The sequence below is a fragment of the Myxococcus sp. AS-1-15 genome (assembly GCF_020037055.1).
Lineage (GTDB): Bacteria > Myxococcota > Myxococcia > Myxococcales > Myxococcaceae > Myxococcus > Myxococcus fulvus.
Genome location: NZ_JAIQDF010000034.1, coordinates 1 through 11,424, shown reverse-complemented (window position 1 = coordinate 11,424; position 11,424 = coordinate 1). Strand labels below are relative to the sequence as shown.

At 63.2% G+C, this 11,424-nt stretch carries 12 protein-coding genes and 1 pseudogene; 5 read left to right on the top strand and 8 right to left on the bottom strand.

All coding sequences use genetic code 11. From position 1 onward, the window contains the following. A partial coding sequence (locus K8625_RS42940; protein WP_223786005.1) for a hypothetical protein occupies nucleotides 1–398 on the bottom strand: 398 nt, incomplete at its 3' end. Beyond that, nucleotides 392–1,081 (bottom strand): C40 family peptidase, encoded by a 690-nt coding sequence (locus K8625_RS42935; protein ID WP_223786004.1) that lies wholly within the window; start codon nucleotides 1,079–1,081, stop codon nucleotides 392–394. The genes K8625_RS42935 and K8625_RS42940, both read right to left, overlap by 7 nt. Before the next feature lie 165 nt (nucleotides 1,082–1,246). Between K8625_RS42935 and K8625_RS42930 the strand changes: the two genes are divergently transcribed. The 3 genes from K8625_RS42930 to K8625_RS42920 all read left to right on the top strand — a co-directional run bounded on the left by K8625_RS42930 (nucleotide 1,247) and on the right by K8625_RS42920 (nucleotide 4,643). After that, nucleotides 1,247–1,546, top strand: coding sequence for a hypothetical protein (locus tag K8625_RS42930; RefSeq protein ID WP_223786003.1), 300 nt, complete (start codon nucleotides 1,247–1,249; stop codon nucleotides 1,544–1,546). Between the two features lie 718 nt (nucleotides 1,547–2,264). Then, on the top strand, nucleotides 2,265–3,761 hold the full coding sequence (locus K8625_RS42925; protein WP_223786002.1) for a reverse transcriptase domain-containing protein: 1,497 nt from the start codon (nucleotides 2,265–2,267) through the stop codon (nucleotides 3,759–3,761). Between the two features lie 75 nt (nucleotides 3,762–3,836). After that, the gene (locus K8625_RS42920; protein WP_223786001.1) at nucleotides 3,837–4,643 is read left to right on the top strand and encodes a hypothetical protein; all 807 of its coding nucleotides are present in this window, start codon (nucleotides 3,837–3,839) and stop codon (nucleotides 4,641–4,643) included. A 125-nt stretch (nucleotides 4,644–4,768) separates the two neighbouring features. On the opposite strand, the gene K8625_RS42915 is transcribed toward K8625_RS42920, so the two are convergent. From K8625_RS42915 to K8625_RS42900, 4 genes are all read right to left on the bottom strand, one after another. Then, nucleotides 4,769–5,464 (bottom strand): phage minor tail protein L, encoded by a 696-nt coding sequence (locus K8625_RS42915; RefSeq protein WP_223786000.1) that lies wholly within the window; start codon nucleotides 5,462–5,464, stop codon nucleotides 4,769–4,771. A gap of 117 nt (nucleotides 5,465–5,581) precedes the next feature. Next, a complete protein-coding gene (locus K8625_RS42910; RefSeq protein ID WP_223785999.1) occupies nucleotides 5,582–5,929 on the bottom strand; it encodes a hypothetical protein in 348 nt (115 codons plus the stop codon). A 141-nt stretch (nucleotides 5,930–6,070) separates the two neighbouring features. Next, nucleotides 6,071–6,688: a phage tail protein gene (locus K8625_RS42905; protein WP_223785998.1), complete on the bottom strand. Its 618-nt coding sequence runs from the start codon at nucleotides 6,686–6,688 to the stop codon at nucleotides 6,071–6,073. Between the two features lie 23 nt (nucleotides 6,689–6,711). Next, entirely contained in the window at nucleotides 6,712–6,879 is a 168-nt protein-coding gene (locus K8625_RS42900) for a hypothetical protein (protein ID WP_223785997.1), read from the bottom strand. A 266-nt stretch (nucleotides 6,880–7,145) separates the two neighbouring features. On the opposite strand from K8625_RS42900, the gene K8625_RS42895 reads away from it, so the two are divergent. Continuing rightward, complete coding sequence (locus K8625_RS42895) at nucleotides 7,146–7,391, top strand: hypothetical protein (RefSeq protein ID WP_223785996.1); 246 nt, start codon at nucleotides 7,146–7,148, stop codon at nucleotides 7,389–7,391. Between the two features lie 227 nt (nucleotides 7,392–7,618). Beyond that, nucleotides 7,619–8,467: a KilA-N domain-containing protein gene (locus tag K8625_RS44740; protein ID WP_223785995.1), complete on the top strand. Its 849-nt coding sequence runs from the start codon at nucleotides 7,619–7,621 to the stop codon at nucleotides 8,465–8,467. 93 nt (nucleotides 8,468–8,560) lie between these two features. Here the strand turns inward: K8625_RS44740 and K8625_RS42885 are convergent, their stop codons facing one another. After that, nucleotides 8,561–9,403 (bottom strand): P63C domain-containing protein, encoded by an 843-nt coding sequence (locus K8625_RS42885; RefSeq protein WP_223785994.1) that lies wholly within the window; start codon nucleotides 9,401–9,403, stop codon nucleotides 8,561–8,563. A gap of 1,647 nt (nucleotides 9,404–11,050) precedes the next feature. Next, nucleotides 11,051–11,424 (bottom strand): annotated as a pseudogene (locus K8625_RS42880) (hypothetical protein); the annotation flags it as partial.

Here is an 11,424-nt window from a genome sequence, read left to right as displayed (position 1 = left end):
AGCTGCGCGGCGCCGCCCACCATGAGGCTGCTGCCCAGGGCGATGAGCTGCCCGCCCGCCGTGCCGTAGTCGTAGACCGAGAGCACCGCGCCACCGGCGATGAGGACGGCACCTAGCACCACCTGGAGGACTCCCGCCTGCTTCGCGCCCGCCAGGGCTGGGAGGATGGTGATGCGCTCCCCCGTGGAGAGGCCCAACTCCTGCGCACCGACGTCCCGCTCGCCGACGAGGACGTGGTACCCGGGCGCGCTGTTCTCCGCGAGGTAGCGGCCGAAGCCCTCGCACACCGCGCACAGGGCGCGCACCGCCTCCGCGGGCGAAGGCACGCCCAGCTTTAGCTTCCACTCACGCCCGAAGCGCGCCCCCAGGGGCCCGCCGAGCACCACTGTCGTCAGCATAGGCTGCGGTGCCGCACAACCTTCCGAGTCACCCGTGCCCAGAAGCCGCTGTACGTCTCCCTCTTGGAGAGAGAGTTCTGGAGGTGGTGGAGGACGACGTCCGCCCCCAGGTAGACGCCCGCGTGGTTGGGCACCGGCGCGCGCAGCTGCATGAGGAGGACGTCGTGCTCGCGCAGCGCCTGGCCGGTGACGTCCACGAAGCCCGCGCGCTCGTACCCCTCAAGGTAGAGGTTGCCGCCCTTGAGCCACCAGTCGTCGGGCCGCTCGAAGTCCGGGAGCTCCAGCCCCACGGCCTCCCTGTAGTAGTCGCGGATGAGGCTGAAGCAGTCGAGGACACCGTGGGAGAAAGGACGGCCCAGTAGAGATGATGTGTATCCCGTAGGACACAGCACCCTCCAGTGCCCCACCGGCACGTTGACGATGAGCCAGGGCAGGCCCCAGCGCTCGCACATGACGCGGTCCGCCTCGCTCGGCTCCGGGGATACGTTGGGGTGGGAGTGGACCACCGCCACCACCTCCCCCTCCGCCTCACCACGGGCGAAGTCCTCGGGCGCAAGGTGGAAGTGGGCATTTCCCTCGGCGAGGTTGCGGCAGGGCCGGTAGACCAACTCGCCCGCGTCACGGATGACGAGCCCACAGGACTCGCGGGGAGCAACCTCACGGGCATGAGCGAGGGCTGCCATCCGAACGGCCGGAGGAAACTCATTGGTGTCGCTGGGCTTCACCGCGCTAAGTTGCGATGGAGCGTAGACACGTTCCGCTCCCTCCTAGTGGCCGCCCCCCTCCCCTGTCGCCGCCACGATCTTCCACTCTTGTATTTGCGCGACGGGCACCGCACCCTGGGCGTCATGAACGCAGACAACTTCCGCATTTACGTCGTCCCGCCCATCGACTTCGGATGGGAGACCCTACTCGTTGCAGACAAGTACGATGACACTCTCTGTGCGCTCCTCCAGCGAGCCAGAGCACAGACGAGCTGCGCGTGGGAAGGCGACTTCATGCAGGGACCTGGGAAGTTCGCCATCCCAATGGAGGGCAGCTTCGCTTTCGGGTACGCATGGAAACAGGCGAACGACGGAACAACGTTCGTTGCAAGCCCTGTGCAGCTTCCCTGGATGGAGAGGCTCGACTTCCAGCGCATTCTGTGAGGCGAAGCGCACTCATCGTAAGAGCCCGCCATAGGGCAGCACAGTCTTTGCGTCGAAGCGCGCCTTTCAGTTCGTGAGGCTCGTTCTTCGACTGTCTTGCCCCGGGGCCGCCATGAACGTGCCATCCGTCCTCATCAAGGGAAGAACTCGATGGCCGCCCTCGCATCGGTACAACCGGTCGCACATTGCGGTAGTCACGATCAGAAACAATCCTGCTGGTCGTCGGGCCTTTCGAAGTCCGGAAGGGTGGGCCCCACCACTCCCGCGTAGTAGTTCTGCCGCCTATTCCCGGTGTTCTAAGAACGAGACAGTTCAAATCTGTGGATGCCGTCAAGAACTGCATCAGACGGGCGATTCAACGCCTTTGCAATCTGGCGATGAAACATGTCGCGATTGCCTCGACGCCCCATCTCGGAACGAGAATCGGAAGGCCCTCGACGCAGCCAACTGCACTACCCGTGGGCCCTGCGCGCCCGCAATCGACGTCGGCGGACACCGCTCAGCCACGTTGACTCTTGCAGGCGACGTACACTTCTATGTACGTTAGCCGCAAGCTCCTAGGGAGCGGAGGCACATGTTCGCCATCCTCGTTGAAGTTTGGTAGGCATACCTAGAGCGAGACGCAGCCTAAGGGGTCACCCGAGGGTCGCTTGAAATGTACTTTTTTCGAGCAGGTGCCGGAGAAAAGCCGACGAGAAATCGTCGGCTTTCTTTTTGAATGGCCAAGAATATTCGTGAAGCCATCGCTGCTGAAGCCCAAAAGCTGGTGACCCGGCACCAGAGGTATGCCTGGAACCTACATGAAGATGTAGAACGTCGCGAAGCCCGGTCTGGCTTGCCTTGCCCCAAAGAGGTCAAGACTCCATCGTACTGGAGTTGTGACCCCGGATTCAACCCGTACCACGTACGCAAGAACGCCCTTGGAATTGCGTACGCCATCCAAAAGTCTCTCAAATCAAAGCGTTATCGACCTCGACCAGCTGTACTATACCCTGTCCCAAAGCTCGACGGAACATATCGCCCCGTCTCCATCTTCCAGGTGGCGGACCAAGCCATCAGCCGACTCGTCTTCAGCCATTTACTAGAGAAGAACAAGGGACGATTCAGCGCGCGTTCTTTTGCTTATCGGAACGACCTGTCAGTTCACGATGCCATACTGCATCTCGCATCAAGTCTCGCCGGCCGCCGACGCGTATTCATGGCCGAATATGACTTCACCAAATACTTCGACATGCTCTCTCACGAGCACATCAATCGAGTCCTACGCGACAAGCGGTTCTTCATCACAGACGAAGAGCGGCAAATAGCAATGGCTTTCGTCGAGAGCAGTATCTATCCAGCCTCGTCGTACAGCCGTGAGCACAGCGAGAAGCGTACTATAGGGATTCCCCAAGGAGCGTCCACGTCACTATTTCTGGCGAATATTGCCGCATACCCCCTTGATCGTCGGCTTGAGCAACTCCGCGTCGACTTTGCTCGCTACGCTGACGACACGCTCATCTGGTCGGATGACTATGGAGAACTTTGTAGGGCGGTCGACACTCTCGCAGAAGTCGCACTTGAAATGGGAGTTGATTTCAACCTAAAAAAATCTCCAGGCGTTCGATTACTGGTAGAGCGCGAGGCGAAGGCAGAACTCTCCCGAGCCTCGGAGATAGAATTTGTTGGCTACAGAGTAGACGCGCAAAAAATTGGCATACGAGATCTCTCTGTAGATGCCATTAAGGAGCATATTTCCTATCTGATCTACTCAAACTTACTAGAGCAACCTCGGGCTGGACAGTTCCTCCCCAGCCGCGTTCTCAACACCGTCGACACGGACTACAACATCCTAATCCTACAACTCCAACGCTACCTATATGGGAATCTAACCGAAGAGAAACTCTCCAAGTACCTAGCCGGGGATGCCCCGCAGATACACTACCAGGGGTTGATGAGTTTTTACCCTATCGTCAACGACCTGAAGCAACTGCGCGAACTCGATGGCTGGCTACTACACACTGTCTTCACCACGCTCCGACTCCGCAGCAAACTGTATGCCTCCGCCGGAACGACACCTACTGCATTCCCACACGGCAATCCAAAGGAACAATTAGTCAAACCCCCCAAGGGGCTCCCGCGGCTTCCTAGTTTCTTTCGAATCTCCAAACTACTAAACAGGGCATCCGTAAAGTATGGCGCCACCTCTGTAGCCGACAGCGGGCCATCCTCGTAGCAAGCAACTTTAGCTCCAAATCAATACCACATGAGTCTCACCACGTTTTTACAGCGCCCTAATGTTGCTGCACGCATGCAGGAGTGCATCCAGCCTCCCACAGTGACGACACTCCACTCGCCACTATTGGTGCCCTCCGAAACCAAAAATGCGGCGTTAATTGGAACCGCCTTCGACTACCTGCTTAGATTTGAGTTAGAGCGCCGCATCTCTTTTTCCGCCACTCGCCCGTGGGTTGCCGAAGAGGGCCTCCAGCGTCTGCGCTCACTAAAGAAACCACCAGTAGGACCCGAAACAATACGAACCGCAGAGCACATAGTAAAACGAGCCACCGCAGCACATGCCGAATTCCTATCAACTGGGGAGCCAAGCAAGGATCTTCTTGTGGTGCTGATTCAACTTGCAGAGGTAGACCTCCTTATTCGTTCCAGGAAGCCCACGCGGAGCCGATATTTTGGCTACGCATCGCCCGACGACGTGCGCGAACTCAGTAGGCTGTTCGCCGTATTGCCTCGTGAGATTGTTACCGCCCACTCGCGGTGTCTCCTTAATCCGACTTTTGGGACGGCATCCACTGCAATCGGTGGCGCAGATGCCGACCTCATCCTGGACGACACACTAATTGAGATTAAGACCGCTTCGAGCCCCACAATAACCCAGGCCTACCTCGCACAACTCTCAGGATATTACATTCTGGCGCAACTGAACGAACCACTGCCGACAGAATTCTCAATCAATCACTTCGGCATCTACTTTGCGCGCCACGGCAGGCTAGTTAGGTTTCCAGTAGAGCAAGTGCTACCTCTTCCCTCACGCATGGACCTCATCGACTTCTTTGCTCGACAACTGAATCTACCCAAGCGCGCAGATCCCACAACATAGGCTCTGGCGACATGGAAACAAGGGCGCTCTTAACCCAGTCCGTCCCGCATCCACTCGTCAGGGCACTTTTGTCCCACAAGCAACCTCGCAAAGGATGAGTTCGTCCGCACTTGAGCCCAACTCATTCACCTAAGAAGCCCAACACCTGGAAAGCCGCCATAGGGCAGAACCGCAGAGTCTCCGAAGCGCGCCTTGCAGCTCGTGAGGCGCTTCCCACACCTGTCCTGGACAGGGTCCGCCGTGGGCGTGTCGTCCGCCTTCGAAACGGGTGGCCCCGCGTACCCGCATCCCTCGCCCCGGTACTGCCACCCGCACATCTGGGTGATGACGCGGAGGGGAATCCGGACGCCTTCGAGGTCGCACCTGGCCGCGAGGGTGAACTCGATGAGGTGCTTGTTCTCCGTCGTCTTCGCGTCCACCGCGAACTCGTCGTCCGGGAAGCCCTCGGACGGGCTCGCAGTGGGGTTGACGCCGCCAGGGAAGTTCACCGCATCCAGGTAGCGCGCGAAGGTGCGCTTGCGGATGACGCGCGCGCCGAGCAGGTCGTTGGTGTCGCGCGCCAGGGCCCCTAGGGTGCCGAGGAGGTTGGCCATGGTGAGGGTGGGCCGAGGCAGCCGGCCGGTGCCCGACTTCTCGAAGCCGCGGGCCTGCACGGGCCAAGGATGGTACGAGGCCCCCTGCCACACGACGGGCCCGCCCAGGCCATTGGTGCCTGCGTGGAAGTAGCTGATGCCGCCACCTGGGAGGCCACTCGCGTCCAGGATGAAGAGCTCCACCAGGGCGCCCGGCTCCAGTTTCTGGATGTCCTCGGCGATGCTCACCAGCAGCCTCGGGAACTCGGCGTCGAAGCCAGGGCAGCGGTGAGAAGGAGTGCTCCCACGACAGGGGCATGGAAGTTCATGCCCCCTGTCTTCAGCGCAGACGGGGACTGCGTCCGCTCACCCGACCTGCGAGCGCTGCGCGTCTGTGGCCGGGCGAGCAGCAGCCAGCGCCGCGTCGGCAGCCCGACGGGTGTTCGCCTCGATGGCCACGTTGCACAACGCCGACTGCGCCTGGAGCTGGAGCGCGAAGGCGCGACTTCGCGCCATGGACACGCCGATGATGGCCAGGACGACTCCTCCAACCACGGCCAGGATGGGCCCCGAATCCTTCCCGCCGGTGACGAATCCAATGAGTGCGCCGAAGGCGAAGCCAGCGAAGGCGCTGCGCACGACGAGCCCCTTCGCTTGTGCGTAGAGTGCCTCGGCGTGCGCCTGGATGATGTTCGGGTCGTACTGGACAGCCATGGACTTCCCCCAAGGGTTGAGCCCTGCTCTCGCAGGGCGGCGCGGACCCTCGCATGACGAGGAGCGCCAGGTAAGAGAGGCAACCACCACCCACCCGAGGCGGGGAATACCACCTGAGAGGTACTCCGCCGGGGCAGTCCCCTACCCAGCCACCTCATGGAACTCGGCGCTGACGTCGTGCGCGTTGAAGCCCTTAACGCTGTTGGACCAGGACTCGCAGACGACGCGGAGCACGCGCTCTCCCGCGCCGGAGAAGGTGAGCACCGCGCCTGCCGCTGGGGGCACGGCGAAGGTGACGAGGCCCGAGGAGGAGAGCACGTAGTCCGCCCCGGCGGCGAGCGGCGCCCCGTCCATGAAGAGGACGGGTGGTACGCCCCACCCCGTCGCCGGCACAAGCTCCGCAGCGCCGGCCGCGAGCGGACGCTCGAGCAGGAACTGCGTGCGCGCCCCGTCTCCCGTCCCGAAGCGGAACGCCGTGATAGCCCACGCACTCGTGGGCGCGACGAACTCGAAGGGCAGCACGCCGCGGTGCGCGGCAAGGAACGCGTCGATGGCGTCCGCCTCCACCTTCCTCCGGGTGTTGAACTGGAGTGCCCAACGCTGGAGGCTGGCACGAAGGCCGTCCTCCGCGCGCTGAGCGTACCCGTCACCGAACTGCGCCTTCAGAATTCGTGGCTGTGCCTGCTGCTGCGCGCCGTAGTCCGGCGTGAAGGGGAAGCGCTCCATCCCCGGTAGCGTCAGCGGCGACGCGGACGCCATCCATCAACCTGCGTGGAAGCGTCTCATCGGCCCTGGGCCGAGCAGAGCATCCTCAAGGCGATCGTCTCCATCTGCGCGTAGGCCACTCGCGCCCGCATGTAGCGCGTCCTCGCCTCGGGACTGCCGTCCCGTCCCGCGACGGCCCGCTGCAGTTCCCTCTCCACCGCCGCGAGTCCCTTCGCGAGCGCCACCCGCCTGCTCCAGTCGTCCATGGGCAGGCGGGGAGCACGGAGCGTGCCGGACTGACAGGTTCTCAGGCCGGCCTCGGCACGAACACGGAAGGGCCGTGCCCTACAAGTCGGGGCAGTACCAAGCCCTCCGCAGGCACCTACAGTACGAGATCTCGCCTGATGCGGTGCAGCACCGAGGCTGCGGTTCCCCGCTCTCACAGTATCCCTCCGAGTAGTCGCTGCACGAGAAGAGTTCGTCACATGTCGTCGGAGGTGGCGGGCACGCGATGGAAGTACCATCGCACGTCACGCCCACTCCGTTCGTCGCGGTGCAGTTGATCGTCGTCGCCGGACAGCTCACCGACCCTGTCGCGCAGACGGCGGTACAGGTCGACAACGCCTCCGACGAAGAGAGCAGTGCCCCTCCCTCGTCGACCACCTCTGCGGACGCTCCACCGCACCCGGCGATGAGAGCGACGGTGCAGGCCAACAGCCACAGCTTCAAGCTCTTCATGGTGAATCCCCTGTCGTGAAGGTGTGCGAGCATGAGGACGACCGGGCCGTGGGCATTGTCTGGCAAACAGCCGCCGACGCCAATTCGTCGCGCCCCGGACGCCGTCCTCGGCGCGCGTGAGGCTGTGTCCAGGCCCCGTGCAGGCCACACCACAAGACGCCCACGACTCCCCCTCCCGTCGTGAGGCGCCGCCCCCTCTCCGGAGTGCACGGCTCCGGGGAGGGGGTGCCTTTCCCCGAGGTCAACGTGTCCTGCCCATCCCAACAGCTCACCCTCGGCGACGTCGTCGTCCAGCAGGACGCCCACGGCCGCTACAGCCTCAACGACCTGCACCGGGCTGCCGGCGGCGAGTCGCGCCACCAGCCCTCTAACTTCCTCCGCAACGAGTCCACCCGGGGGCTCATCGCCGAGCTGACGCGTTCCTCGGATTCGATGAACGGCCCGGTGGAGAGCGTCCGAGGGGGCGCCACCCAGGGCACCTTCGTCAGCCGCCCACTCGTGTACGCGTACGCGATGTGGGTGAGCCCGGCCTTCCACCTTCGCGTCATCGAGGTGTTCGACGCGGTGGCGCGGGGGTTGCCGGTGCCCGGGGCGGCGCCCTCCTTCCCGGTGCCGAAGTCGCTGCCCGAGGCCCTCCGGCTCGCCGCCGACCTGGTGGAGGAGAACGAGCGCCAGGCGGCGCAACTTGCCGAGCAGCAGCGCCAGCTCGAGGCCCAGGCGCCTGCGGTGAAGCTCGCGGACGACTTCCTCTCCTCTTCCCGGATGATGAGCCTCATGGACACGGCCCGGCACCTGCGGCTGCCCATCCGCGACTTCTTCCGGTGGCTGGAGCGAGACGGCGTGTGCTTCAAGAAGGACGACGAGAGCCCCTGGGTGCCCTACGCGTCCTTCATCCGGGACGGCCGTCTCGTGTACCAGGTGCGCGTGCTGCGCCGGCCCAAGCCCGGCCAGGACGAGCCGCACACCCGCCCGCAGACGTTGGTGACGCCCGCCGGGGTGGCCTGGTTCGCGAAGAAGTACGGGCACCTCGCGGTGCCTCGCCCGCCCGAGCAGGTGCCGCTGCTGGCTCTGGATGCTGAAAACCGCGCGCTATGAGTTCCCCGGCCTCTGAGCACCGTGGGGAACATGATGTGAGACGCAAGGAGGGATAACGATAGCGCGCGCCACTTGAGACGGTAGGTACCAAAGTCAGCGCGTCAAGAAGCGGATGGTCGGCCCGGACTGGAATCCTCCCGCCGAAGGGGGAGGCAAAAGGTCATCCACGAGCGACAGGAGCAGATTCCGGCCCTGCTTCGGATGGAAACGGTCCAGCGCCAGCATGAACTGGTCCCACGTCTGAGATGCACGCATGAGGATCAGGACTGAGTACATGTGTTGCGCGAGAGCCGGGTGCCCAATTTCGTCGGTGAGGAATTGGTGGTGACGATTCTTGCGGCGTCCTTGTCCGTTGCGGGGATTCTTCTTCTCCAGTTCAACGAGCAACCCCGGTGCAATCCTCTCGTACATGATGTCGATGGTGTAGCGCGCCACCACTTGCGGGTGGTTGACCTCCATGTTCCGCCACGTCCACCCGCGCAGCCGGTAGATGTGCCAGTAGAACTCGTCAGGAAACCGCTTCACCCAGTCACCCAGCGTGCGACGCACGAAGAGCTTCGCGACCGCTTCGCGAACGACGGGCATCGGAACAACGAAGGCCCCCGTCTTCCGGATGGAAGGAAGGACGTCGTGGGCCAACCAGCGCTTGAAGTCCTCGGCCTTCTCGACCCGGCTAGTGAAGATGAGGCGGTAGACCCCAGGCTCGGAGATGACTGTCTGGTTCGGGTTACCTCGATTTCCGTCGCCAATGACGACGGTATTCCGCTCGTCCATGCTGAGCCGCGCCACTGCATCGCGACCGTTCCGTAGTCCGAGAGCCGTGCAAACATCGGCGGCTACAAACCACGGCTCACCGTTCGGCCCTGTGACCGTCCGAACCTTCTGCGCCTCGAACTCGAACACCACCGGGCTACTGCCAGGACTGCACTTCGACATGCGTCTTCTCCAAGGCAAGACACGCCCGCCCCGGCCGTGAACTCGGAGCGGTTTCGGGTGAGTGGGTAGTCAGCTTTCCTACCACTCGCCCCTGATGGAGGGCCTTCACGGAGCCATCGTCCCTTCTCTCACGAGCCCCTGACATCTCAAGTCGAACTGAACATAAATTCAGCACAATCTGAGCAGTTGGGCCTCCCTGCGGCGCCCTTTAGGTGACGCGTCATCGGGGCGCAGCATTCGGGTACCGGTGCTCCGACGGGCTTGACCACCCGGAACAGGTTCCACGCGCAGTCACCCAAGATCACTGCCGCCCACATCGCCGTCGGCGCCCAGCGCACCACATCACACAACATTGGGGGCATTCATTGTTCCTTGCGCAGAGGGAGACCTCGATCGGCCACATCCACATCATTGCGCACGCGCCGGGGGCTCCTTTTCGCTGGGATTTCCGGGTGAATTTCGGTGACAGGAACAGCGGTCTACTCGCGTAGACCGCGTCGCCGCGAACACCAACGCTACCGCTGCAGCTCGAACATGCAGCGACCGTGAGGAGGTTCCAATCGCTTGGAAACTGTGCGTCCACCTACGGACTGAGCTGCCGGACGGAGGCCCCGTCCGCCCCGTCGTCGACACCAACGTTCGCTTCGTGGAGCAGCAGATCTCCTGTGTGTGCCGCGCCGAGGAGCGCTCCGGCGTCACTTGGGAGCGGCGCCTCAACCACCAGAAGCTCATGACGAGGTCGCATTCTTCCAGGCCCGCCAGCGGCTCAAGGACGCGCGAGTTGGTCGGCGGCGCCCTGGACCAGATCAAGCTCGCCGCCGAGAGCTAGGCGCCACGCGCGCAGCGCCCACCAGATGGTCGCCGTCGTCCCAGTCTCCCCCCACCTTCACCTGCCCCGACCTCGCCGGAAGAGAGCCCCGCCTACGTCGCCGGTGGATGCCATCACGGGTTGGGGCCCGACTCTCTGAGAAGGGGATCTCCACATCCTCCCTGCTAGGTCCGATTCCAGGGCGTCCATACGCAGCGTCGCTAGACCCTGGACCCAGTGTTGTCAGGAGACCGCGACGCGCGCTGTTGGAGATCGATCATAGATTGCAAGGGACGGACCTACCCCAGCACTAGATCTCGCGTTGACAGCAACGGAAGCCCCCCATACCTTGCTCCCAGTCAACGCAAGCCCTTTCATGCAAAAAGCAAAAGGCGCCCACCACTGACATGGTGGACGCCCTTCACACGCGGAAGTGCCAAGGCACAAACGCGACTCGCAGGAGGAAGATAGCGCTATCGCGTTTGAACGCAACTGGGTCGATCGCGTTCGAACGCGGTCGACGGCCAGAAGGCAGAGCGTATGCGCGCCTGTATGTAACGACCGGTCAACGTAACACCTGTAAATCACTGAGGAAGTTCCTGGGCACAAACGCGACTCGCACTCCGTCGTGCCTTGGCACTCCCCTCAGAGAAAGGAGGAGTGCCCGCAATGAACTGGAAGATGATTCTTCATTGGGGACTGGGTGGCGCAGCCGCTGCCCTCCCCTTCGTCTGGGCGCTGTATCGGCTCTACCTGACGAAGCCCTAGGCTGAACCAGGTGCGAAGGCCGGGATGCTGTGCCGGCCTTCGCACCACAGCGCCATCATCAAGTCTCGGGCTCAGGCGGCTGAGCCAAAGGACTCCGTATCCAACGTCCCCGGTCCTGCGCCCAGTTCGGCCAGCGCTGCTGCCTCAGCGAGCCGGTACTCCAGCCGCGCCCTGTCGCAGCGTGTCCTCGCGGCTGGACTGCCGTCCTGTGCCGCCACCGCGCGCTGCAGCTCACTCTCCGCCGCCTGAAGGCGCTGCGCGAGCGCCACCCGCCTGCTCCAGTCGTCCATGATCTGGCGGGTGAGCACGAGGCGTGCCGGCCTGACGGGTTCGCAGGCCGGCGCGGGCACCGACACCGAGGGGCCGTGCCCTACAAGTCGTAGCAGAACCACGCATACCGCAGGCACCGACAGGTCGAAATCGTGCCGGCGGCGGTGCAGCACTT